The sequence below is a fragment of the Pedococcus sp. P2_A3 genome (genome assembly GCF_056405035.1).
In genome coordinates this window covers 1-24,552 of record NZ_JBFUCW010000019.1, presented here as the reverse complement: position 1 = coordinate 24,552, position 24,552 = coordinate 1, and the positions used below count along the sequence as shown (strand labels likewise).

Here is a 24,552-nt window from a genome sequence, read left to right as displayed (position 1 = left end):
TCACCTGACTGCGGACCCAGGAACAGGAGAAACGTGGCCAAGGTCCGTGTAAGCGCGCTCGCCAAAGAGCTCGGAACCGACAGCAAGACGCTGATCGCCCACCTCAACAGCATCGGCGAGTACGTCAAGACCGCCAGCTCGACCATTGAGGCACCCGTCGTCCGCAAGGCGACAGAGACTTTCCCGGAGGACCTGAAGAAGGCCCCCGCCAAGAAGGCAGCTGCCAAGCCTGCCGGTCCGTCCGCCCCGGCGGCCCCGACCGCAGCGAAGACCGCTGAGCCCACCGCACCCGCGGCGGCCCCTGCTGCCGCCCCCTCGGCTCCTGCTGCTCCGGCGGCTGAGCCCACCCCGGCTCCGGCTCCAGCCGCCGCCGCTCCGGCCGCGCCCGCCGCAGCTGCACCCGCGGCCCCGGCCGCCMCCGAAGCCCCCGCCGCCCGGGCGGACGTCCAGTCCGCGCGCGACGGTGGACAGCAGGGTCCCGGCGTGCCGGCGTCCCCGCGTCCGGGCAACGCGCCGCGTCCCGGTGGTCCGGCGCCTCGTCCCGGCGCGCCGCGTCCGGGCAACAACCCGTTCGCGCCCAGCCAGGGCATGCGCACCGGTCGTGATGGAGGCCCCGCGGCTCGCGAAGGCGCCCCGTCGGGTCGAGGCGAGGGTGCCCCCCGTGAGGGTGGCGGCCGTGAGGGAGCCCGTCCGGGCAACAACCCGTTCGCGCCCAGCCAGGGCATGCCTCGTCCCCAGAGCCGTCCCGGTGCTGCCGGCCCGCGCCCCGGTGGCACGGCCGGCCCGGGTGGGCCCCGCCCCGGCGGGCCCCGTCCCAGCCCCGGCATGATGCCCGACCGCAGTGCGGTCGGTCGTCCCGGTGAGCGTCCCGCCCGTGGTGGCGCCCGTGGGCCCGGTGGCCCCGGCGGTGCCGGTGGCGGTCGCGGTCCGGGTGGTCCCGGTGGCCCCGCCGGTGGCGGCGGCTTCGCCGGTCGTCCCGGCGGCGGTGGCTTCCGTGGTGGTGCCGGTCGCGGCTCGACCGCGGGTGCGTTCGGCCGCGGTGGTGGCCGTCCGGTGCGTGGACGCAAGTCCAAGCGCGCGAAGCGCCAGGAGTTCGAGCAGATGCAGGCTCCGTCGCTGGGTGGCGTCACCGTCCCCCGCGGTGACGGCAAGACCACGATCCGCGTCCGTCGCGGCTCGTCGCTGACCGACTTCGCCGACAAGATCAACGCCAACCCGGCTTCGCTGGTGACCGTGTTGTTCCACCTCGGTGAGATGGCCACCGCGACGCAGTCCCTCGACGAGGACACCTTCAAGGTGCTCGGCGCCGAGCTCGGCTACGACATCCAGGTCGTCTCCCCCGAGGAGGAGGAGAAGGAGCTGTTCGACGCCTTCAACATCGACCTGGAGACGGGCATCGAGGGCGAGGACGACGAGGACCTGGAGGCGCGTCCGCCGGTCGTGACCGTCATGGGTCACGTCGACCACGGTAAGACGCGACTGCTCGACGCGATCCGCAACGAGGACGTCGCCGGTGGCGAGTCCGGTGGCATCACCCAGCACATCGGTGCCTACCAGGTGCACAAGATGCACGAGGGCGTGGACCGTCCGATCACCTTCATCGACACCCCGGGTCACGAGGCGTTCACCGCCATGCGTGCCCGTGGCGCCAAGGTGACCGACATCGCGATCCTCGTGGTCGCGGCCGACGACGGCGTCATGCCGCAGACCATCGAGGCGCTCAACCACGCCCAGGCTGCGGACGTGCCGATCGTCGTGGCGGTCAACAAGATCGACGTCGAGGGTGCGAACCCGTCCAAGGTGCGCCAGCAGCTGACCGAGTACAACCTCGTGGCCGAGGAGTACGGCGGCGAGACGATGTTCGTCGACGTGTCGGCCAAGGCCGGCCAGAACATCGACGCGCTGCTCGAGGCCGTCCTGCTCACTGCCGACGCCGCGCTCGACCTGCGCGCCAACGCCGACCGCGACGCCCGCGGTGTCGCGATCGAGGCCAACCTCGACCGTGGCCGTGGCGCCACGGCCACGGTGCTGGTGCAGGCCGGCACGCTGCATGTCGGTGACGCGATCGTCACGGGTTCGGCCTACGGCCGCGTCCGCGCGATGCTCGACGAGCACGGCAACAACCTCACCGAGGCGGGTCCGTCCCGGCCGGTGCAGGTGCTGGGCCTGTCCTCGGTGCCGCGCGCCGGTGACACCTTCGTGGTGGCCCCGGACGACCGCACGGCCCGCCAGATCGCCGAGCGCCGCGAGGCGGCGGACCGTCAGGCCTCGCTGGCCAAGGCCCGCAAGCGCATCTCGCTCGAGGACCTCACCGAGGCCCTCGCAGCAGGCAAGGTCGAGACCCTCAACCTCATCCTCAAGGGTGACGTGTCGGGTTCCGTCGAAGCCCTCGAGGACGCGCTGCTGCAGATCGACGTCGGCGACGAGGTCGACCTGCGGATCATCGACCGTGGTGTCGGTGCGATCACGATGAACAACATCAACCTGGCCATGGCGTCCAGTGCGGTGATCATCGGGTTCAACGTCCGCGCAGAGGGCCAGAACGCCGACTACGCCGAGCGCGAGGGCGTCGAGATCCGCTACTACTCGGTGATCTACCAGGCCATCGAGGAGATCGAGGCGGCCCTGAAGGGCATGCTCAAGCCGGAGTTCGAGGAGGTGGAGCTCGGCACCGCCGAGATCCGCGAGATCTTCCGCTCCAGCAAGTTCGGCAACATCGCCGGATCGATCGTCCGCAGTGGCGAGATCAAGCGCGGCACCCGGGCGCGGATCACCCGCAACGGTGTGGTCGTGGCGGAGAACATCGAGATCGCCGGTCTGCGCCGGTTCAAGGACGACGTCACCGAGGTCCGCGAGGGCTTCGAGTGCGGCATCAACCTGGGGTCGTTCAACGACCTCCAGATCGGTGACCTCATCGCGACGTCCGAGATGCGGGAGAAGCCGCGCGACTGACGGTATGCCGTGTGGGCCGGGGGTGGCGGTACGTCACCCCCGGCCGCACCGGCCCCTGACCACCCCCAGACCAGCAAGGAGTCCTCGCATGGCTGACGCCGGACGGGCCCGCAAGATCGCCGACCGCATCAAGACCCTGATCGCCGCGAACGTCGAGTCGATCGTCAAGGACCCCGACCTGGGCTTCATCACCATCACCGACGTGCGCGTGACCGGCGACCTGCAACACGCGTCGGTCTTCTACACCGTGTTCGGTGACGAGGCGCAGCGCGCGAAGACGGCCGCGCTCCTCGAGCAGAACAAGGGTCGGCTCCGCTCGTTCGTCGGCGGGCAGATCCAGATCCGGCTCACGCCGAGCCTGGACTTCTTCGCCGACGCCATCCCGGAGACGGCCGCCCACCTCGAGGACCTCCTCCGCGAGGCCAAGGAGCGCGACGAGGCCGTCGCCGCTGCGGCGGCCGGGGCGACGTACGCGGGAGAGGCTGACCCCTACCGCAAGCCAGAGGCCGACGACGATGAGCTCGATGCCCTCCCGGAGGGCGACGACGGTCTCGGCCAGGGCGACTCGCGGGACTCCGGCGCGGATGCCCGCGCCTGACGGCCTGCTCGTCGTCGACAAGCCGTCCGGCTGGACCAGCCACGACGTGGTGGGTCGGGCCCGGAGGATCTGTGGCACCCGCAAGGTGGGTCACGCGGGCACCCTCGACCCGATGGCCACGGGGGTGCTCGTGCTCGGGATCGGTCGGGCGACCCGGCTGCTCACCTTCCTCGTCGGCTGCGACAAGGACTACACCGCCACGATCCGGCTGGGGCAGACCACCATCACGGACGACGCCGAGGGCGAGGTCACCGCGACGGTGGCTGCGGACGGCGTCACGCCGGGCGCCCTGTACGCCGCGGTGCGCGAGCTGACCGGTGACCTCCAGCAGGTGCCGAGCTCGGTGTCCGCGATCAAGGTCAAGGGCGAGCGCTCCTACCACCGGGTGCGCGCCGGCGAGGAGGTCGACCTTCCGCCCCGCCCCGTGACGGTCAGTCGGTTCGACGTCCTCGCGACGCGCGCGGGTGACGTGGACGGCATACCCGTGCTCGACGTGGACGTCGAGGTGACGGTGAGCTCCGGCACCTACGTGCGCGCGCTGGCCCGCGACCTCGGCGCCGAGCTCGACGTGGGGGGCCACCTCACGGCGCTGCGCCGCACGCGGGTCGGCGCGTTCACGCTCGACCGAGCCCACGGACTGGCGGAGCTCGGCGAGCTCGGCGACCCCGAGCAGGTCCCGGTGACACCCCTCGCCGACGCAGCCCGTGCCCAGTTCGCCGTGCGCGAGCTGACCGCCGAGGAGGCCACCGCCGTGGGCTACGGCCAGCGCGTGGAGTCCGTCCAGGAGGGTCGCACCGAGCCCGTCGCCGCCTTCGCACCGGACGGTCGGCTGGTCGCGGTGCTCGATGAGTCCGGTCACAAAGCCAAGGCGCACGTCGTGTTCGCGCCGGCCGGTTCGTAGAGTGTCCTCCGTGCACCGCTGGACCGACCCCGCCGCGACCCCCTCGAGCCTGCGCCCCTGCGTCGCCACCTTCGGCAACTTCGACGGCGTCCACCTCGGCCACCGCGCCGTGCTGGCGCGGCTCACGGCCGAGGCGACCCAGCGCGGCCTGCCGAGTGTCGCCGTCACCTTCGACCCCCACCCGGCCACGATCTTCCACCCCGACACCCTCGAGCAGATCTCACCCGGGCGACTGCGCGACGAGCTGCTCGCGGAGACCGGCATCGACGGGCTGCTGGTGCTCGACTTCACCGAGGAGTTCGCCCAGCAGACCGCCGAGGAGTTCATCGTCCACACCTTCGTCGAGACCCTCGGGGTGCGGGCGATCGTCGTCGGCGAGGACGCCCGGGGGTTCGGCCGCGGCTACACCGGTGACGTCGGCACCCTGGCCGCCCTCGGAGAGGTGCACGGGTTCGACGTGATCGTCCTCGAGGACCTCGGCAACGGCGAGCGGTGGTCGTCCTCGGCGGTGCGTCGCCACCTCGCCGCCGGCGAGATCGCCGAGGCCTCGGCGATCCTCGGTCGCCCCCACCGCATGACCGGCACCGTCGTGCACGGTGCCCACCGTGGGCGCGAGCTCGGCTACCCGACCGCGAACCTCGCCCCCGACTCGCTGGGCCTGGTTCCCGCCGACGGTGTGTATGCCGGGTGGCTCACGCGGGTGTCCAAGGCGGACGAGGACCCTGAGCGGACCCTTCCGGCGGCCATCTCGGTCGGCACCAACCCGACGTTCGACGGCACCCTGCGGACCGTCGAGGCGTACGTCCTGGACCGCACCGACCTTGACCTCTACGACGAGGAGGTCACCGTCGAGTTCGTCCACCGGATCCGGCCGACCCTGCGCTTCGACTCGATCGAGGAGCTGTTGGCGGCGATGGCCGGAGACATCGACACGTGCCGACAGGTTCTGGCCACGATCGTCCCGTCCTGACCCGGTCCCGCCACGGCGGGTGGTGGGCCAGGGCGAGCGGGGGAGCCGCGCTGTGGGCGCGCAGCGACTGGGGCCTGGTCGTGGCCGCGCTCGGTCTGTCGCTGCTCGGTGCCCTCCTCGTCTACTCCGCCACCCGCCACCAGAGCGGCACCGCCTTCCTGGCCAGGCACCTCTTCAACACCGCCGTCGGGGTGACCCTCGCCGCAGCCGTCACCCGCACGGGCTACCAGTGGCTTCGTGCCGCGGCGCCGTTGCTCTACCTCGTGTCGGTGGCGGGCCTGGTGGTGGTACTGACGCCGGTCGGCTCGACGGTCAACGGCTCGCACTCGTGGATCCTCGTGCCGGGTGGGTTCTCGGTGCAGCCCTCGGAGTTCGCCAAGGCCGCGCTGTGCCTCGGGTTGGCGATCATCCTCGGGGAGCGGATCGACCGGCAGGCGCAGCCCGACGGCCGTGACCTCCTGCTCGCGGTGGTGGTGGCGGCCGTGCCGATCGGGCTGGTCATGCTCCAGCCAGACCTCGGCTCCGCCCTCGTGCTCGGCGCGCTCGCGTTCGGTGTCGTGGCCGTGGCCGGCACCCCCAAGCGCTGGCTGGCCGCGGCGGTGGCCGTCGTGGCCGCGGGCGTGGTGGTGGCCCTCACCACGCCCGTGCTCAGCGACTACCAGCGCGACCGCCTCACGGCGTTCGCGAACCCGCAGGCCGACCCCCAGGGCATCGGCTACCAGACCCGCCAGGTGCGGATCGCGATCGGGTCGGGAGGCTGGCAGGGACAGGGGCTGTTCGAGGGCCGGCAGACCCAGGGCGGGTTCATCCCGTTCCAGCAGACCGACTTCGTCTTCTCGGTGGCGGGGGAGGAGCTCGGCTTCCTGGGTGCTGCCGGCCTGCTGCTCCTGCTGGGGTTCGTGGTGCTGCGGGCGGTCCTCGTGGCGGCGCGCGCCCAGGACGCGTTCGGGCGGCTCATCGCCTCCGGGGTGGCGGTCTGGTTCCTGTTCCAGGTCTTCGAGAACGTGGGTATGAACCTCGGGATCATGCCGGTCACGGGGCTGCCGCTGCCGTTCCTGTCGTACGGCGGTTCGTCGATGTTCGCGTGCTGGCTGGCGGTCGGGCTGGTCAACAACGTCCACCTCACCCCGCGTCGACGCTGAGGGCCAACCATTTGGCCACAATCGGGGTCGTTCATCCCCGCTGCCCCGTCGTGCATGGCACTATCCCGGGCAACCCCTGCACCGAGCCGAGGACGGTCAATGTCGACTCAAGCCCCCCTTTCCACCGCTCAGAACGAACGCGTCAACGACGCGGTCCTCGAGCAACGCCCTGCGACGGTTGCGCACCTGTTCCGCGACCGCGTGGCGAAGACGCCGAACGCCGAGGCCTTCCGCTTCGCCGAGGACGACTCGTGGTCCTCGGTCACGTGGACCCAGGTCCGCGAGCGCGCGTACCGCCTCGCCGCCGGGCTCGTCGCCCTCGGCGTCCACCCCGAGGACCGCGTGGCCATCGCCTCCTCGACGCGGTACGAGTGGGCCCTGACCGACCTCGCGGTGATGTGCGCGGGGGGCGCCACCACGACGATCTACCCCACGACCATCGCCCCCGACGTCGCCTACATCCTCGCGAACTCCGGCAGCGTCGTCGTCTTCGCCGAGGACGACGACCAGATCGCCAAGCTGTGGGAGCGGCGGATCGACCTGCCCGAGATCACCCGCGTGGTGACCTTCGACGGCACGTCCGACGGCGAGTGGGTGATCAGCCTCGACGAGCTCGAGCAGATGGGTGTGGAGCTCCTCACCACCAACTCGTCGGTGGTCGACGACCGGATCGACTCGCTCACCAAGGACCAGCTCGCGACGATCATCTACACGTCGGGCACGACCGGCCGCCCCAAGGGGGTCCGGCTCAGCCACGACGCGTGGACCTACGAGGCGGCCGCGGTCGACTCGATCGGGATCCTCAACTCCAGCGACCTGCAGTACCTCTGGCTGCCACTCGCGCACGTCTTCGGCAAGGTGCTGCTGACGCTGCCCCTCCAGGTTGGCTTCCCGACCGCCATCGACGGACGCGTCGACAAGATCGTCGACAACCTGGCCGTCGTGCAGCCGACCTTCATGGGCGCGGCCCCACGCATCTTCGAGAAGGCCTACGGCCGGATCACGATGATGATGGCGGCCGAGGGTGGGCTGAAGGAGAAGCTGTTCCTCTGGTCGGTGTCCGTCGGTCGCGAGGTCGCCGAGATGCGGGCCCGGGGCGAGGAGCCCACGGGCCTGCTCGCCAAGAAGCTCGCCCTGGCCGACAAGCTGGTGCTGCACAAGGTGCGTCAGCGGTTCGGGGGCCGGATCCGCTTCTTCATCTCCGGGTCCGCGGCCCTCAACAAGGACATCGCCAACTGGTTCGACTCGATCGGCCTGACGATCCTCGAGGGCTACGGCCTGACCGAGACCAGCGCAGCGTCGTTCGTGAACCGCCCGTCGAGCAACGCGATCGGCACCGTGGGCTGGGCGCTTCCCGGCACCGAGGTCAAGATCGCCGAGGACGGCGAGGTGCTGCTCCGCGGCCCCGGCGTGATGCAGGGCTACCACGACAAGCCCCAGGAGACCGCCGAGACCAAGGACGTCGACGGCTGGCTGCACACCGGTGACATCGGCACGCTCGACGACAGGGGCTACCTCAAGATCACCGACCGCAAGAAGGACTTCTTCAAGACCTCGGGCGGCAAGTACGTCGCCCCGTCGCTCATCGAGTCGACCTTCAAGGGGCTGTGCCCCTACGTCAGCCAGTTCATGGTCTATGGCGCCGACCACAACTTCGTCACGGCCCTGGTCACCCTCGACCCCGACGCGATCAAGGAGTGGGCCGACCTGCACGGGGTCACCGGCAGCTACCGGGACATCGTCACCTCCCCGGAGGCGCGCGACATGGTCCAGGTCTACGTCGACAACCTCAACGTCAACCTCAACCGCTGGGAGCAGATCAAGAAGTTCACGATCCTCGACCACGACCTGACGATCGAGGACGGAGACCTGACCCCGAGCCTCAAGCTGCGCCGCAAGGCGGTCAGCGAGAAGTACCAGGAGACGCTCGACGCCCACTACACGGGCTAGGCACTAGCCAGCACGACCCGGGGCTGCGGGCTTTACCGGCGGGTCGGCGACGAGGGGCACGAAGCGGTACCAGCCGTGCTCCTCGACCGCCGGCCCGCCGTCGTCGGTCCGCACCCGCAACATCCGGCCCGCCACCGGGATGACGAGCACCCCCTGCGGGGCGAGCTGGGCGACCAGCTCGGCGGGCAGCGTTGTCGCCTGCGCAGACACCAGGATGCGCTGGTACGGCCCACCGGCGGCCCACCCGAGGGTGCCCGGGGCGGCGAGCTCGACGTGGGCCCACGGCATACCGGTGGCGGCGAGGTTCGCCGCTCCGAAGGCGACCAGGTCGGGCACCCGCTCGACCCCGGTGACCGTGCCGCTCGGCCCGGTCAGCTGCGCGAGCAGGGCGGTGGTCCACGCCGAGCCCGCACCGACGTCGAGGACGTGGTCGCCGGGCTGGACGTCGAGCAGCTCGAGCATCTGGCGCACCGTCGTCGGCTGGCTGTTGGTCTGCCCGTGACCGATCGACAGGGGAACGTCCCGGTCGGCGTGGGCACGCTGGTCCGGCGGCAGGAAGGCGGCACGAGGCACCGCCTCCATGGCCGCGGCGACGCGTTCGGCCGGGCTCGGCACGGCTCCAGTATGCGGCCGACGGGTGGGTCAGCGGGCAGACCCAGCGCGTTGGCCCGACGCGTGGTGGCTCGACGGCGCCGGGTCGGGGCCGCCCCCGACCCAGTGCGCGGACACCGCGAGGGTCAGCAGCAGGCCGAAGACGGCGATGATCCGGACCGAGGAGGCGCGCATGGGGCCGCAGGCTAAGGACCCTGGCTGGGAGTTCGCTGGGTGTGCCGCCCCGCTTCGGAGCCGGCTCGTTTTCGGCGCTCGGCCGTGCCGCCGTTACCCTTGGACCACCATGACTTCCACCCCCGGCACCTCCGTCTTCCCGCTGCTCGAGCCGTTGCTCGAACAGGTCAGCAAGCCCATCCAGTACGTCGGGGGCGAGCTCAACTCCACGGTGAAGGACTGGAACTGTGGCGGCCACGGCCCCCAGGGGGAGGAGCTCACCACCCGGTGGGCCCTGATGTACCCCGACGCCTACGAGGTGGGCGTGCCCAACCAGGGCGTCATGATCCTCTACGAAGTGCTCAACGAGCGCCCCGATGCGCTCGCCGAGCGCACCTACGCGGTCTGGCCCGACCTCGAGGCGCTGATGCGGGAGTCGGGCGTGCCGCAGTTCACCGTCGACGCCCACCGCTCCATCCGCGACTTCGACGTGCTCGGCCTGTCGTTCTCCACCGAGCTCGGCTACACCAACATGCTCACCGCCCTCGACCTCGCCGGCATCCCGCTGCACGCGGTCGACCGCACCGACGACGACCCGATCGTGGTCGCCGGTGGCCACGCCGCGTTCAACCCCGAGCCCGTCGCCGACTTCGTCGACGCCGCGATCGTGGGCGACGGCGAGGAGGCCGTGCTGGCCGTCACCGACCACATCGGCGCCTGGAAGGCCGAGGGTATGCCGGGTGGCCGGCGTGAGCTGCTCCTGCGCCTGGCGCGCACCGGCGGTGTCTACGTGCCCTCGCTCTACGACGTGACCTACCTGCCGGACGGACGCATCCAGCGGGTCGCACCCAAGCCCGACGCGCAAGGGGTGCCGTGGCGCGTCTCGAAGCACACCGTCATGGACCTCGACGCGTGGCCGTACCCGAAGCAGCCGCTGGTGCCGTTGGCCGAGTCGGTGCACGAGCGGATGTCGGTGGAGATCTTCCGCGGCTGCACCCGGGGGTGCCGGTTCTGCCAGGCCGGCATGATCACGCGCCCGGTCCGCGAGCGCTCCATCACCGGGATCGGTGAGATGGTCGAGCGGGGTCTGGCCGCCACAGGTTTCGAGGAGGTCGGGCTGCTGTCGCTGTCGTCGGCGGACCACTCCGAGATCGCCGAGATCGCCAAGGGACTGGCCGACCGCTACGACGGCACGCAGACCGGGCTGTCGCTGCCGTCCACCCGCGTCGACGCCTTCAACATCGACCTCGCCAACGAGCTGACCCGCAACGGCCGGCGCTCCGGCCTGACCTTCGCCCCCGAGGGCGGCAGCGAGCGGATCCGCAAGGTCATCAACAAGATGGTGACCGAGGAAGACCTCATCAAGACCGTGGCGGCCGCCTACGGAGCCGGGTGGCGCCAGGTCAAGCTCTACTTCATGTGCGGCCTGCCGACCGAGACCGACGAGGACGTGCTCCAGATCGCCGAGCTCGCCAAGAAGGTCATCGAGACGGGGCGGCAGGTCTCGGGCCGTCGCGACATCCGATGCACCGTTTCCATCGGTGGGTTCGTCCCCAAGCCGCACACGCCGTTCCAGTGGTGCGCGCAACTCGGTGACGAGGAGACCGACGCGCGACTGGCGAAGCTGCGCGAGGCGATCCGGTCCGACCGCCGCTACGGCAGCTCGATCGGTTTCCGCTACCACGACGGCAAGCCCGGCATCGTCGAGGGGCTCCTGTCGCGCGGGGACCGGCGCGTCGGCCGGGTCATCGAGCAGGTCTGGCGGGACGGTGGCCGGTTCGACGGGTGGAGCGAGCACTTCTCCTTCGAGCGGTGGATGACCGCCGCCGACACCGCGCTGGCCGAGCTCCCGGTCGACGTCGCCTGGTACACCACGCGCGAGCGCGGTGAGACCGAGGTGCTGCCCTGGGACCACATCGACTCCGGCCTCGACAAGGAGTGGCTGTGGGCCGACTGGCAGGACGCGCTCGACGAGACCGAGGTCGACGACTGCCGCTGGACGCCCTGCTTCGACTGCGGCGTCTGCCCGCAGATGGGCACCGACATCGAGATCGGGCCGACGGGCAAGACGCTCCTGCCCTTGACGGTCATGGGCTCGGGACGCGCGGCGATGGCCGAGACGCACGCCCACTGACCCTCCTTCGCTCGACGAGCATGAGCCCACCCGGCAGGCGCCGGGTGGGTTCATGACCTCGCTGACCTCGACAGGTCAGGGGACGACCACGACGTCGCCGACCATGCCCATGTCGTCGTGGATGGCGCAGATGTAGTGGAACGTACCCACCGTGGTGAAGGTGACGTCGAACGGGGCGCCGGGAGCGAGCACGCCACTGTTGAGGTCCCCACCGGCGAAGTGGGTCGGGTCACCGGAGGGCGCCAGGATCGCCAGTCCCGGAGGCTCCTGGCCGAAGGTCACCGTGTGCGGGGCGCCGGGGCCACCGACGTAGAACGACACCGTGTGTCCCACGTGCACCACGAGCCGGTCACGGACGAACCGGGAGACCCCGAAGCCCTCGCCGTCGACACCGACCAGCACGCGCGAGCCGGTCGTGGCGTGGGCCTGCTTGGCTTCGCGCCAGGCGTCGCGTCCGCGGTTGAGGATCGTGTTCGCCTGCTGCGTTCCCGCCTGGTCGTAGTCGCCCTGGGTGTAGGGGTAGGCGGTACCAGCCGCGCGGACGTGCACGGTGCCCATCATCATCTGGCCGTGCAGGAGGCAGTAGTACGTGAAGTCACCGGCGGTCGGGAAGGTCAGGTCGTAGCTGGTCGCCGGGTTCTGGAAGACGAAGATCGGCTGCGTGGCGAGGATCCCCGAGTTGGTGTAGGCGGTGCCGTTCTGGACCGAGGCTCCAGCCATCGCGGTCTGGGACGGGTCGAACGGGTTGAACTCGGGCAATGTCGTGCCGGGCGCGAGGAAGGTGACCGTGTGCGGCTCCGCGCTGTTCGACGTCCAGTGGACGGTGTCACCGGCATCGACCCAGACCTCCTTCGGCAGGAAGGCCATCGCGGTCACGGCCATGTCGGGTGTCTCGGCGCCGACCCGCACGTGCCACGTGGTGGGTCCCGAGACCGCGGCCGAGGCACTGGAGCCCAGGGCGAGGGGGATGGTGAGGGCGGTGACGGAGATGACGGCCAGAACGAGGCGTCGCAGGATTGACTTCCCAGACATGGGTGCTCCTCAGGGCGCGGTTCACGGTCGCGGACGCGACCGCGTCGGATTGCTCGTGGACCCCTTCAGCGCGTGCACTCCAGTGCAAGGGTGCTCGCCCAATCTGCTTGGCAGGTCATGCCTTTGGACGATTTCCGGGCTCTCATCCTCGCGATCCGTCCGGGATGACGGCTTTGTCGACGGGGGCGTGGCGCGGGCTGTGCCGATCACGGCGACCATCCGCAGCAGGATCCTCGCCCATTGACGGGCTCCCCTGGGGCTGTCATGGTCCGTAGATGTACGCACTCGGGAGGGGCCGGGGTCTGGGTCGGGTGGTGGGGGTTGCCACCGCGCTCATGCTCGTCGCTGTGTCACCGACGGCGGTCTCGGCGGCGGAACCGGAGGTGACCGTCGGGTCGGTCACGCTGTCCCGCACGGCTGTGGCCGTGTCGGGGGTCAACACGGTGCGGGTCGACGTGCAGATCACCGCCCATGTGCCGCTCGCGGCCGCGATCGAGACCAGATTGGCCGTCTACCTCGAGCGGCAGGGCCCGGGAGGGTCCGTGGACCACCTCGTGGCCGGCAACCTGCTCCGCACGGCCGGCACTGGTGCCGACGGAGTGTGGTCCGGGCCCCTCTGGGTGCCGTCCACGGCCAACGGCCCGTTCAAGGTCACGGCGGCATCCCTCTGGTACAACGACCAGGGCGCTCAGGGGATGGTGGTGCCCACCCCGTATGCCGGCCCCGCGCTGCAGGTCACCGGTGTGCACCAGCCGAGGATCTCGGCGACCTCGTCGCCCAACCCGGTCCCGAAGGGCTCGGGTTACGCGCTGGTCGGGCGGGTCCTGGACAGCGCGACCGGGCAGCCCTACGCGAGCACCGTGCGCGTCGAGATCGGTGTCGACAACCAGTGCGTCGAGCCTGGAGCCGTCGCGATCCGCACGAACACGAGCGGCTACTTCGCCAGGCAGCTGGCGCCCGCTGCCTTCGGCATCCTCAACTGTGCCCTCATCCGTACGGGGGACGTGACCGTCGTGGGGGTGTCCTTCGTCGCCCGAGGGCCCGGCGACCTGACTGCGGCGCCGACGACCGCCGCTGCGCGGGCGGGTAGCACCGTGCTCGTCGAGGGAAGAGCGCGCAACGCGGCCTTGTGCCCGGTGGTCCTGCAACGCCTGCGGGGGGCCACCCAGTGGCGTGGGGCCAGCCTCGCCCGCGTACGGGCCAGCGGCCGGTTGACCTTGCCCGCCACCCTGGGCGCCCCGGGGTCCTACACCTACCGGGTCCATCTTCCGCGCTGCAATGTCATGGCGGATGCGACCACGGCGCGCTTCGCCATTCGCGCGACCTGACCAGCTGAGCCTGGCGGCGTCGCCGCCGGATCTCCCCGCGGTGCACGGTTCCGCCCGCGACGCACCGATGGGCCCGGCCGCCCTGTCCGACCGGACCCATCAGCACCTCATGCGGTCACGGGCTCGAGATCGTCCCGCCGTTGGCGACGGTCAGGCTCGACGTCTCGTGGCAGCTTGCGGGGATGTCGCGCTGCCCTGCGTTGGTGCTGTCGTAGCTGACCCGCCACGAGAACGACCCGGAAGCCGTCTGCGCCGGGGCATTGCCCGACAGCACGGTCTGGGGCGAGGCTCCGGCGACGTTCTTCGTCGTCGAGAAGGCGCTCGCTCCGGTGCAGGTGCCGTTGGTGAAGAACTCGAACGAGACCACGCCGGCCATGGCGCCGCCAGCAGTGGCGGACACGGTCACCGAGTCACTCGGCACCCAGGTCTGCGCACTCGTCAGCGACGAGGGCACGGTCGTCACGACGACGTCCTCGTTGGTGTCGTCACACGCGGTGTTGTGCGACGTGGCGCTGTTGTTCGGGAGGTTCCCGCTGTAGGAGGCCACCCAGTGGTAGGTCCCAGCTGCGAGCGGGACGAACGCCGGGGTCGGGGTCGGGTACGACCCGTTCCCGGAGACGGTCACGGCGGCCGAGGTGTAGGCCAGCGTGGTGCAGTTGTCCGGTCCGTACAGGGTGAACGTGATCGTGCCACCCGCGGCAGCACCACCGGCTCCGGTCGTGTTGATGACCGGGCTGGCCGGCTGGGTGGCCAACCCGCCGATCGTGGCGCTGTCACTGATCGAACCACCGAGGACGACGCTGGCACTGGCCGTCGTCGCGAGGGACGGCGTCACCGGGTTGACGGTGAAGCACTCGCTCGCACGGGAGTCGCTCGAGCCCGGGATGCCGTTGGCAGAGTCACCGCTGAAGACCGCCCGCCAGCAGTACCGACCTGCTGAGGTGACGTATGCCGTCGGCGAGTTCACCGTCACCGGGTAGGCCGTGCCGCTCAGGTTGGTCGAGCCCACCGAGGTGCCGCCAGTCGTGCACAGTCCGGGGGAGTCGACCTTGCAGAGCGAGAACGCGACGGAGCCGGCCGGGGTGGCCGTGCCGCCGGTGAGGCCCACGACGGCGGAGTCACGCACTGACACCACTCCGGTGCCGATGGACAGGCCACCAGCCGGGATGGTGCCACCCGCGCCGGTCTGCGGCGTGGTGACGGTGGTGGAGGTGCAGTTGGTGATCGGCGGCGCGTTCTTGAGGATGGTGTCCTTGTAGTCGGCCGTGTCCGAGTTGCCGGTCACGGTGCTCGGGATCGTGTTGGCGAACACCTTGCAGGCCGTGCTGCCCCCGAAGATCGTCGCGGTCAGGTCGACCGCCGCTTCTCCGCGGAACCCGTCCGCACTGTAGGCGGCCTGCGACACCGTGGCGTCGAGCAGCGACGGTGCGCCCAGGGTCAGGTTCGGGGCGGTGCCGGACCACGTCCGCAGGTACAGGTCCTTGCTCCCACCTTGCTGGTCCCAGAGGATCATGAAGTCGCCGGCCGTGCGGTTGGCCCAGGGGTTGCAGTTCGCGATCAGCTGGGCGTCGGTGGCCGTGTCGTACGCACACCCGGCAGGAGCGGCGTTCTGCATGAACTCGTAGGCGATGAAGCCGCTGCCGGTGTTGTTGTCGCGCTCCCACGCGAAGTAGAGCCAGTCGTGGTTGGGGGCAGCCGTGTCCCGCTCGGTGTCCAGCCAGGCGCGGCGCAGGTCGACCTGCGCGTTGGGGTTCGTCAGGTCCAGGGTCGGCAGCGCGTCGTTGTGGATGACGCCGATCTTGGTCGTGCTCGAGTTGAGCGGACCGAGCTCCTTCACGTTGCCGAACAGGTCGGGGAGCTCGGTGGTGTTGGCATCGGGGACGACGCCGTCGATGGTGAACGGACCGTCGGCGGCATAGGCCACCTGCGGCAGCGCCACCGCTCCCGCGACGACCAGCCCTGCGATGGCCAAAGCGGCCTTGAGCCGCGACCTCCGAGTCATCAAGACCCCGCCCGATGGGGCGGTCATGCGTCGTGTCATGACGTCCTCCACTTCACTGTGACCCGGCCCGGAGTCGGGACCGGGAAGAGCAGCGCGCCGGCGCGGTGGACCGCGGCTCCGTCGTCGGGGGAGCTCCCGTGGATGAGAGGCCGAGGCGGTGGGGTCGTCGGGCACGTCGTCGTGTGTCCCGGTCTCACGCTAGGACGGCGCGACCTCGTGCGAGACCGTCATAAGGCGCAGGAGGAAAGGCCCAAAGTGGTTGATTCACAACGAGATTGCGCGGCTAGCCCAACCCAGGACCGCAGGATCGGCGCCCGCGCCGACCGCGCTCGCGGAGGGGGAGTGAGCGGAACCACCTCTCGGCGCCCTCTGGGACATYCCCTCAAACCGGTGACATTTGTCATCGGGCGCGGACGACCCCGCGGGGTCGAATGAAACGGCTCCACCCTGGACGGCCGAGACCCGGCCGCCCGGGCCACCCCGTCCCGGAGGTTCCATGTCCCGTCTCTCGAGAACCGCCTGCGCCGCCCTCGGCGCAGCAGCCCTGGTCACCGCAGCAACAGCCGGCTCGGCGCTGGCCGCCCCCGCCGGGGCCCACGCCCTGCCCGGCAGCGTCCCGTCCTGGGCCGTCCCGAAGAACCGCACCGCGTCCACCGACGCCACGCAACAGGTCACGTTCCGCGTCTACCTCAACTACCGGGGAGGCGACGCGGCCGCGGCCTACGCGACCTCTGTCTCGACGCCCGGCAGCGCCAACTACACGAAGTTCCTGACCCCGGCGCAGTTCCGTGCCCGGTTCTCGCCCGCCCAGGCCGATGTCGACAGCGTGTCGTCGTGGCTGAAGAGCCAGGGCTTCACCGTCGGGGCGACCCCGGCCAACCGGAAGTACGTCGAGGCGACGGGCACCCTCGCCCAGGCGGCTGCGGCCTTCGACACCTCGTTCGCCGAGTACCGCACCGAGGGAAAGACCGTGCGCGGCAACACCACCGCCCTCAAGGCGCCGTCCAGCCTCACGGCCGTCGAAGGCGTGGTCGGGCTCGACGAGTCGCAGACGCTGGCCCACCAGGACAAGGTCACGCCCGGCCCGGCGCTGTTCCGCAACGCCCAGCCGATGAGCGACTACTGGGGCCAGAAGACGGTCCAGAACACGCCCACTCCTGACGGCACCCCGCTGCCGTCCTCACCGAGCGCCTTCGCGCCCAAGGGGTATGCCGGGGCGCAGCTCCAGGGCCTCTACGGCATGACCGGGGCGATCGGCTCGGGCAACGACGGGCGCGGGGTGACCGTCGGCGTCATCGACGCCTACGCGTCGCCGACGATCCTCCAGGACGCCAACACCTACTCGGCGGCGCACGGACTGCCCTCGCTCAGTGGTCACTTCACCCAGGTCGTGGCCCCGGGCACCTACAACCGCCCGGAGAACCCGAGGCAGGACCCGCAGGGCTGGGCCGGTGAGGAGACCCTCGACGTCGAGGCGGTCCACACGATGGCTCCGGGTGCGGACATCACCTACATCGGCGCACCGAACAACTACCGCGACCTCGACGCGATCATGAACAAGGTGGTCGACCAGCACCTGGCCGACATCGTCACCAACTCCTACGGTTACGGCGGTGAGGCGCTCCCGACCGGGACGATCAAGCCGTCGCTGGACACCCAGATCCAGGCCGCCGCCGAGGGCATCACGCTGTTCTTCTCGTCGGGTGACAACGGCGACGAGACCGGTGGCGTCGCGGGCGCGACCCCGACGCCGGACTGGCCGGCTTCGAGCCCCTACGTCACGGCGGTCGGTGGCACCAGCGCTGGTGTGTCGCAGTCGAACGGTCGGGTCTTCGAGCTCGGGTGGGAGACGACCAAGGGCACGCTGAACAAGGCCACGACCACCTGGAACACCCCCTTCTTCCTCTACGGCAGTGGCGGTGGCACCTCGCGACTGTTCGCCCAGCCGTCCTACCAGGCGGGTGTCGTGCCCGGCCCCATCTCCCAGACCTACGGCGGCGGCGCGATGCGCGCGGTGCCGGATGTCGCGGCGCTGGGCGACCCCAACACGGGCATGCTCGTGGGTGAGACCCAGACCTTCCCGGACGGCTCGCAGCAGTACTCGGAGTACCGGATCGGCGGCACCTCGCTGTCCTCGCCGCTCTACGCGGGCATGTTCGCCCTCGCGGAGCAGAAGGCCGGGCACRCCTACGGCCTGGCCAACCCGGTGCTCTACGGGGCCCGGAGCTCGAGCATCGACATCACCAAGACCGACCTCGCCGCCTACCCGGGCGACGTCAGGACCGACTACGTCAACGGCGTCGACGCCTCAGCGGGCTACGTCTACAGCGAGCGGACCTTCGACAGCGATGCCGCCCTGACCATCCACGTCCGCCCTGGGTATGACGACGTCACCGGCGTCGGGGTGCCCAACGGGCAGGCGTGGTTGACCGCGGTCGCCTCCTCCTGACCGCCGGACACCGGCGGGCGGTTCCCCTCACCCGCCCGCCGGTGCCGACTCTCAGGGAACTCACATCAAACGAGTGACATTTGTCATCGGAGGATGACCCGGCCGCGGTATCCAATATGAGTGGCCGCGGTCGCCTCCTCCAGACCGCCGGGCAMCGGTGGGCGAGTCCCCTTCACCCGCACACCAGTGCCACCCCCAGCCGCTCGTGCGGAGAGGGCTGGGTATGCCGCCCGCTCGCCCAGGCTTCTCGCCTCGGCTGAGCGGGCGGCATACGTTTGTCGGCAGGTGGCATGGGTCGGGTGGTGACACCGATGCCGTCACGCGCGGCCGCCGGATCGTGCTGGGCTGCGTGGGGGTGGACGTCAGGCATCGACGCCGCGGGGACGCGGCGCGGATGCCCGAGGTGGTGCGGTGGTGCGCCGGGGGTCCTAGCCCATCCCGCTCGCGAACCACGGCTGGTGCAGGTCGAGGTACCGCATGTCGCGGACCTGGGCCATCTCCGACTCGAACTCGCGGCGACGGTCCTCGGGCATCTCCTTCTGCTCGCCCATCCGTGCCTCGGCCTCGCTGCGGAACGCGATGGTCTCGGTGAAGAACCCGTCCTCGTCGATCGCGATGGTGCCGCCGATGATCTCCGGCCGCTGTTCCTGGAGCATGTCCATCGGCTGGTCCATGAACCGCCGGAACCGCTCGGGGTCGCTCAGCCGGCCCTGCATGACCTGCACGAAGCCAGCGTCGTCCGACCCGCCGTTGAGGAACATCTGGGCGTTGTCGCAGTCGTGGAACATGACCTCGCCGTCGAAGCACTCCTGCATCCTGGTGAACCACTCACCCTGCTCGGGCCGGGTGGAGTTCCTGGCTGCGGCCTCTCGGCTCTCGAACCTGACGACGCCGACGAACTCGTTGTCGTCGGTGATGCCGTAGGTCCCGCCCAGCCAGCCCTCGGCCGTCGGTCCGAGCTGCTCGCGCCACTCGTCGGTCAACCGGTGCATTCGTTCCGCGTCCCGGCACTTTCCCTGGATGATCTGGATGAACACCTCATACCCTCCGCTTCTCTGGCAGGGGCCGCTTCCCAGCGAAGTGGTCCAACTCCCGAAGTTACGCCCGGCGCGAGGCGTCGTCACCAGACAATCCGGGCCGTGCGCCGAGCGGTCGGAGGCACGTCGGGCCCGACCCTCCGGGGCAGTCGGGAGGGGCGGGGGCGCTCAGGCGAACAGGGCGCCGACGACCTCGCGGAAGGTGCGCGTGTGCAGGTCGACGTCCTCGCGTGAGGTCTCCGGACACATCAGGGCCATGTTGTGGAACGGCGTCATGAGGATGCCGCGGTTGGCCATGGCGAGGTGCAGGTAGGCGTCCAGCTCGTCATCCGCCGCAGCGGCTGACTCCTCGCCGGTGCGCGGAGCAGGCCGCGCGAAGCGGTACTCCGCCCGCGCACCCAGCCGGCTGATCGACCACGGAACGTCGAGCTCGTCGAAGGTCTGCTGGACCCCGTCGGTGAAGGCGCTCGCGAGCTCCGTCATGTGGTCGAAGGCCTCACGGGTCAGGACCTCACCGAGCGTGGCGCGCATGGCCGCGGTCGAGAGGGCGTTGCCGGCCAGGGTGCCCCCGACGCCGCCCACGTCGACGATGTCGGCGTCGCCCGCGTCGGTGTGCCGCGTGACGGCGCGCGCGACCTCGTGCGACAAACCGTAGGCACCGCAAGGGATCCCGCCGCCGATCGACTTGCCGATGACCAGGACGTCCGGCTCGAGGCCCCACGCGGTCGTCGCGCCGCCCCACCCCGCAGAGAAGGTGTGGGTCTCGTCGATCATCAGCAGGGAGCCGTGCTTCGTGGCCAGCTCGCGGACGCCCTCGAGGAACCCCGGTTCGGGCAGGACGATCCCGATGTTGGTGAGGGCTGGCTCGGTCAGCACCGCCGCCACGTCGCCGTGGGCCAGGGCCGCCTCGACCGACGCGAGGTCGTTCCAGGTCGCGACGCGCGTGGTGAGGTCGAGGTCGACCGGGGGCGCGACGTTGCCGGGGCGGCTCTGGGCCTTGCCGTCCGGGCCGGGCAGCGCGAACGCCTCGTCGACGGAACCGTGGTAGCAGTAGGCGAAGACGAGCACCTTGGGACGGCCGGTGGCGAGCCGCGCCAGCCGGATCGCCCAGCGGTTCGCGTCGGTGGCCGACAACGTGAAGCTCCACAACGGCATACCGAACCGGCGCTCCAGCTCGGCACCCACCCACTGGGCGTCCGCCGTGGGGAGCATGGTCGTGATCCCACCCAGCTCGCCAGCCCGTCGCTGCACCGCGGCGACGGTCGCCGCGGGGGAGTGGCCCGCCATGGCACCGGTGTCGCCGAGGGCGAAGTCGACGTAGGTGTGCCCGTCGACGTCGGTCACCCGGTTGCCCGACGCGTGGTCGAGGTAGAGCGGGAAGCCGCCGGACCACATGTTCATCCACGTCATCGGCACCCGCCCGAAGAGGTTGGCGGCCTCGGCGAAGAGGGCGCGGCTGCGGGGGTGGTGCTCGGTGTATGCCGCCTGCTCGGCGTCGAGGAGCGTGGCCAGTCGGGCGCGGTCGAGGTCTGCCATGGGGACAGGCTAGGACCGGGCCGGGGCGGGTTTCAGTCGACTGCGGATTCCGAAGGTGCGGGTCAGCGTCAGCCCTTGACGTAGGAGAGCTTCTCGCAGATGAGCCCGTCGCGGAACCGGAGGACATCCACCCCCCGGATGTGTCCCGGTGCGCCCTCGGAGTCGGTCCAGCTGTACGACCACCGCACGACCGCCCGGTCGCCCGCGACGAACTGCTCCTCGGTGGAGAAGAGGGGGTCGGTGGTCTCCGCGAACATCGTCGTCCACACCGCGCGGACGTCGTCGGCTCCCTCGTGGCGGACCCCGTCCGGCGCCGGACCGGTGGCCTCGAACACGCAGTCCGGTGTCATCTCGAGCAGCGCCGCATCCATGTCGCCGGCCCGGAAGGCGCGCAGGAAACGCGCGGTGCACGCGTGGTTGCGGCCCCACTCCGAGTCGCGCCCGAACGTGGCCAGCAGGTCACCCTGGGCGCCGCCGTGCGAGATCGCCCGCGCCGCCACGGCTCCGGCGCCACGGTAGGCCTCCTCACGATCGGCGAACCAGCTCGCCACACCCGCCACCAGCGCGGGGTCCAGTCGCCGGTCGGTGCCGATGGCTGCCGAGAGGTCCCAGGAGTGCACGAGGTGGTCAGCCGCGAGCTGCCAGACGTACTCGGCCACGTCGGTGTCGCCGAACGAGAGGGCCACCGTGCCTCCTCGGGGCAACCGCTCGACGACAGACGTGGTGGCCACCTTGGCGGCGTCGATCGAGCGCGCGATCGGCGCGTCGGCGAGCAGGTCGCCGTCAAGGCTGGAGCCGACCTCCTCGATCGTGCGGCCCGCCATGAGTGCCTCGGTCCAGAGGTCCTCCGACGTCACGTGGTTCACCAGGTCCCGCACGGTCCACTCTGTGCAGGGTGTGGGGGAGTCCCACTGGTCGTCGCGGACTGCGACGACCACGTCGGCCCAGTGCTCGACCGTGCGGTGGTACAGCGTGTTGAGGTCCATCAGATCGCTCCGCTCTGCAGTGCCGCTCTGGTGGTTCGCACCCACCAGTCGAGGTCCGCCCTCTCCCGGGCCCGGATCGCCGGGTCCGGGTGCTCGACAGCGTCGAGCGCCTTGTTCCACCCCAGCCAGACCATCGCTGACAGCAGCCCGAGGTGCATGGTCCGGTCGTCGCACGCCTGGCCGGCCGCCGACTGGTACCAGCCGATCAGCTGCTCCCTCGTCGCCTCGACGACCGAGGAGCAGCCCGCAACGAAGCGCGCGACGTCGAGGGCGCCCGGCCCGTCCGTCGCCATCGCCCAGTCGAGGAGGACGAGGTCATCGCGGTCGAACGCCATGTTCACCGTGGCCAGGTCGCCGTGGGCCAACGTCGAGGGCGAGCTCCGCAGGGCCGTGACGAGCGGGGCGGGGTCGTCCAGGAGGGCGAGGACGGGGTCCGCGACGTCGGTCGGCACGGCGTCAGCGAACAGCTCCCACCCCCGCAACGCGAGGCGCATGAGCTCGACGTCGACCTCGGCCTCGCGGATGCGACGGGGCGTGAACAGCGACACGACGAGGTCGAGCGGGGCGAGGCCGGCCGGTGCCTGGCCGAGGAAGGCGCGGTGCAGTGCGGCGACTGCGGTCATCGTGCGCCGGGCCTGGTCAGCCGAGAGCCGGTCGTCCCAGCTGAGGACGCGGTCTCCCAGGTCACGCAGGACCAGGACGGTGCTGTCACCCTCGACCCACCCGTCGACCACGGCGTGGGCGACCCCGCGAGGCAGCCGGTCGAACGCCCCGTCGCGCCACAGGACGTACTCGCTGGACGGTCCTCCACCGGTCATGGCCAGGGTCACGTCGTGCTGGGGATCGACCCGCTTGACGACGAGCGCACGCCCGTCCCGGAGTCGGACCCGCTCGAGTTCCGCTCCGGACTTGCCCACGTGGTCGGAGACCACCGAGCGCTCCACGACGTCGCGCAGGACGTCGCCCGCTGCCACGAGTTCACCGTGGCACTTCTCGCGACGGCCCGCCATGGCCCGTTGGAGCCAGTCGCGGGAGAGGTGCCTAGGCTTTCCCCATGGCCCGACAGCGAGTTCCCGAAGGACCACCCCCGGCCCTGGCGGTGCAGAAGCTGCGAGTCCGGTACGCGAAGCGTGGTCGGCTGCGCTTCTCCTCGACCAGGGACTTCCAGCGCGCGCTCGAGCGGGCCCTGCGCCGGGCAGGGGTGCCGATGGCCTTCTCCGCCGGGTTCCACCCGCACCCCAAGATCAGCTACGCGAACGCCGCGCCGACCGGCACGGCGAGCGAGGCCGAGTACTTCGAGATCTCGGTGACCGAGCGGGTCGACCCCGAGTCGGTGCGACGCGCCCTCGACGAGGCGCTGCCCGAGGGACTGGATGTGCTCGAGGTGGTCGAGGCCGCCCCGGGCGCCCTCGCCGACCGGTTGCAGGGCAGCGACTGGGTCCTGGACTTCCCCTGGGTGAGCGCCGAGCAGCTGCWGGCGGCCGCCGACCAGCTGCTGGCGCTCGAGCGGGTCGAGGTGACCCGGACCTTCAAGACCGGTCCCAAGACTTTCGACGTGAGATCCGCCGTCGTGTCGATGACCACTGAACCGTCGCCGCGGCCCGACTGTGCGATACTTCGGGTGGTTGTACGGCACACCACACCGGCCGTACGCCCCGACGACGTCCTGACCGCGCTGCGAGCAGCCACGGAGCTGGCGCCACCGACACCACCCCTGGTGACCCGACTGGCGCAAGGCCCGCTGCGACCCGCAACCGCTGGGGTGGCTGATCCACTGGCTGCCGACGAGGACGACGACGGCGTCTGACTTGGTGCCGCGCGACCTGCGCGAGCCTCGACAGGCGTAGCCCAACCGACTTCCGTGTCGACGGCACCCGCCGCCGACGCGAGCAACACCGCGCACCACGTGGCCGAGGGGAGAGTCCGATCCGGACTCTCGGTGTGGCCTTCGCCCGTGGGTGACGGAAGGACGCCACGGATGGCCTCCACGGAAGACCTGTTCACCCCCGACTCCTCGTCGCAGGAGTCTCCCGCCGAGAGTTCCGAAGCCGCTCAGGGACCGGTCGGCACGGGCGGCGCAGCCTCGACGGCGCCCGCGCCAGCCCGCAAGCGGGCCGCTCGGCGCGCGACCAAGAAGACCTCCGCTCCGGCAGCCGCCGTCGAGGCGAACGAGCCTGCGAGCTCCGATCCCCTGACCGCTGAGCCCCTGAACGCTGAGGCCCTGAACGCTGAGGCCCTCAATTCTGGGGCCGGGACCACCGAGCCCGCCTCTGACGCATCGGCCGAGGCCGACGCGTCCGCGTCCGCGCCGAAGACGGCCAAGAAGGCCGCGGCCAAGAAGACCACCGCCAAGAAGGCCGCCGCGAAGAAGACCACCGCGAAGAGGGCCACCGCCAAGAAGGCGACCAAGGCCGTCCCGGCGGACGAGTCCGCGCAGGCGGAGCCCACTGCAGAGGAGGCCGCCGCCGCGCTCCTGGGCGCCCCGGCCGTTGCCGACGTCTCCGCGGACTCCGACGAGACCGCCCAGGTCGAAGAGGCCCAGGAAGACGACGACGAGGTCGAGCTGGACGCCGACGGTCAGCCCACCGCGGGCACCGTGCCGAGCTTCGGCGTGCTCTTCCAGGCCCCCGACCCGGCCGCTGCCCGCCCCACTCGTCGCCGCGCCGCGACCAAGGCCGCTGGCCCGCCGCAGGTGGCCGCCGTGCCCACCCGCGAGTCCGCGGGGTCGGCTGACGACGGCGGCGCCACTGGCGCGGACGCCGCCACCGAC

The 24,552-nt window shown here is 70.9% G+C and carries 18 protein-coding genes and 1 pseudogene; 11 read left to right on the top strand and 8 right to left on the bottom strand.

Going from position 1 to position 24,552, the window contains the following annotated elements; genetic code table 11:
* The first annotated feature begins 33 nt into the window (after positions 1 to 33).
* The 6 genes from infB to AC1DX8_RS15190 all read left to right on the top strand — a co-directional run bounded on the left by infB (position 34) and on the right by AC1DX8_RS15190 (position 8,513).
* Positions 34 to 2,952 carry a translation initiation factor IF-2 gene (gene infB, locus AC1DX8_RS15215; RefSeq protein ID WP_477630777.1) on the top strand — a complete coding sequence of 973 codons (2,919 nt, stop codon included), beginning with the start codon at positions 34 to 36 and terminating at the stop codon, positions 2,950 to 2,952.
* 88 nt (positions 2,953 to 3,040) lie between these two features.
* Positions 3,041 to 3,550, top strand: coding sequence for a 30S ribosome-binding factor RbfA (gene rbfA, locus AC1DX8_RS15210; RefSeq protein WP_477630776.1), 510 nt, complete (start codon positions 3,041 to 3,043; stop codon positions 3,548 to 3,550).
* Positions 3,537 to 4,451, top strand: a complete 915-nt coding sequence (gene truB, locus AC1DX8_RS15205) for a tRNA pseudouridine(55) synthase TruB (protein ID WP_477630775.1) — start codon at positions 3,537 to 3,539, stop codon at positions 4,449 to 4,451. The genes rbfA and truB overlap by 14 nt, the downstream gene beginning before the upstream one ends.
* A gap of 10 nt (positions 4,452 to 4,461) precedes the next feature.
* The gene (locus tag AC1DX8_RS15200; protein WP_477630774.1) at positions 4,462 to 5,421 is read left to right on the top strand and encodes a bifunctional riboflavin kinase/FAD synthetase; all 960 of its coding nucleotides are present in this window, start codon (positions 4,462 to 4,464) and stop codon (positions 5,419 to 5,421) included.
* A complete protein-coding gene (rodA, locus tag AC1DX8_RS15195; RefSeq protein ID WP_477630773.1) occupies positions 5,385 to 6,563 on the top strand; it encodes a rod shape-determining protein RodA in 1,179 nt (392 codons plus the stop codon). The genes AC1DX8_RS15200 and rodA overlap by 37 nt, the downstream gene beginning before the upstream one ends.
* A gap of 99 nt (positions 6,564 to 6,662) precedes the next feature.
* A complete protein-coding gene (locus AC1DX8_RS15190; protein WP_477630772.1) occupies positions 6,663 to 8,513 on the top strand; it encodes an AMP-dependent synthetase/ligase in 1,851 nt (616 codons plus the stop codon).
* Positions 8,514 to 8,516: 3 nt separating this feature from the next.
* Here AC1DX8_RS15190 and AC1DX8_RS15185 read toward each other — a convergent pair whose 3' ends face one another.
* Together AC1DX8_RS15185 and AC1DX8_RS15180 are read right to left on the bottom strand one after the other, a co-directional pair.
* Positions 8,517 to 9,128, bottom strand: a complete 612-nt coding sequence (locus AC1DX8_RS15185; protein ID WP_477630771.1) for a protein-L-isoaspartate O-methyltransferase family protein — start codon at positions 9,126 to 9,128, stop codon at positions 8,517 to 8,519.
* A 27-nt stretch (positions 9,129 to 9,155) separates the two neighbouring features.
* Entirely contained in the window at positions 9,156 to 9,299 is a 144-nt protein-coding gene (locus AC1DX8_RS15180) for a hypothetical protein (protein ID WP_477630770.1), read from the bottom strand.
* 109 nt (positions 9,300 to 9,408) lie between these two features.
* Between AC1DX8_RS15180 and AC1DX8_RS15175 the strand changes: the two genes are divergently transcribed.
* Positions 9,409 to 11,412, top strand: a complete 2,004-nt coding sequence (locus tag AC1DX8_RS15175) for a TIGR03960 family B12-binding radical SAM protein (RefSeq protein WP_477630769.1) — start codon at positions 9,409 to 9,411, stop codon at positions 11,410 to 11,412.
* A gap of 75 nt (positions 11,413 to 11,487) precedes the next feature.
* Here AC1DX8_RS15175 and AC1DX8_RS15170 read toward each other — a convergent pair whose 3' ends face one another.
* Positions 11,488 to 12,444 (bottom strand): plastocyanin/azurin family copper-binding protein, encoded by a 957-nt coding sequence (locus AC1DX8_RS15170; RefSeq protein ID WP_477630768.1) that lies wholly within the window; start codon positions 12,442 to 12,444, stop codon positions 11,488 to 11,490.
* 275 nt (positions 12,445 to 12,719) lie between these two features.
* Here AC1DX8_RS15170 and AC1DX8_RS15165 point away from each other — a divergent pair, with 275 nt between their 5' ends.
* Complete coding sequence (locus AC1DX8_RS15165) at positions 12,720 to 13,772, top strand: hypothetical protein (protein WP_477630767.1); 1,053 nt, start codon at positions 12,720 to 12,722, stop codon at positions 13,770 to 13,772.
* Between the two features lie 115 nt (positions 13,773 to 13,887).
* Here AC1DX8_RS15165 and AC1DX8_RS15160 read toward each other — a convergent pair whose 3' ends face one another.
* On the bottom strand, positions 13,888 to 15,774 hold the full coding sequence (locus tag AC1DX8_RS15160; RefSeq protein ID WP_477630766.1) for a hemagglutinin: 1,887 nt from the start codon (positions 15,772 to 15,774) through the stop codon (positions 13,888 to 13,890).
* A gap of 496 nt (positions 15,775 to 16,270) precedes the next feature.
* On the opposite strand from AC1DX8_RS15160, the gene AC1DX8_RS15155 reads away from it, so the two are divergent.
* Entirely contained in the window at positions 16,271 to 18,223 is a 1,953-nt protein-coding gene (locus tag AC1DX8_RS15155; RefSeq protein ID WP_477630765.1) for a S53 family peptidase, read from the top strand.
* 428 nt (positions 18,224 to 18,651) lie between these two features.
* Here the strand turns inward: AC1DX8_RS15155 and AC1DX8_RS15150 are convergent, their stop codons facing one another.
* The 4 genes from AC1DX8_RS15150 to AC1DX8_RS15135 form a co-directional block, all read right to left on the bottom strand.
* The gene (locus tag AC1DX8_RS15150; RefSeq protein WP_477630764.1) at positions 18,652 to 19,260 is read right to left on the bottom strand and encodes a hypothetical protein; all 609 of its coding nucleotides are present in this window, start codon (positions 19,258 to 19,260) and stop codon (positions 18,652 to 18,654) included.
* Between the two features lie 168 nt (positions 19,261 to 19,428).
* Entirely contained in the window at positions 19,429 to 20,796 is a 1,368-nt protein-coding gene (locus tag AC1DX8_RS15145; protein ID WP_477630763.1) for a transaminase, read from the bottom strand.
* Between the two features lie 68 nt (positions 20,797 to 20,864).
* Positions 20,865 to 21,782: a TIGR03086 family metal-binding protein gene (locus tag AC1DX8_RS15140; protein ID WP_477630762.1), complete on the bottom strand. Its 918-nt coding sequence runs from the start codon at positions 21,780 to 21,782 to the stop codon at positions 20,865 to 20,867.
* Entirely contained in the window at positions 21,782 to 22,756 is a 975-nt protein-coding gene (locus AC1DX8_RS15135; protein ID WP_477630761.1) for a phosphotransferase, read from the bottom strand. The genes AC1DX8_RS15140 and AC1DX8_RS15135 overlap by 1 nt, the downstream gene beginning before the upstream one ends.
* Before the next feature lie 80 nt (positions 22,757 to 22,836).
* On the opposite strand from AC1DX8_RS15135, the gene AC1DX8_RS15130 reads away from it, so the two are divergent.
* Both AC1DX8_RS15130 and AC1DX8_RS15125 read left to right on the top strand, forming a co-directional pair.
* Positions 22,837 to 23,589, top strand: coding sequence for a TIGR03936 family radical SAM-associated protein (locus AC1DX8_RS15130; RefSeq protein WP_477630760.1), 753 nt, complete (start codon positions 22,837 to 22,839; stop codon positions 23,587 to 23,589).
* A gap of 171 nt (positions 23,590 to 23,760) precedes the next feature.
* Positions 23,761 to 24,552 (top strand): annotated as a pseudogene (locus tag AC1DX8_RS15125) (hypothetical protein); the annotation flags it as partial.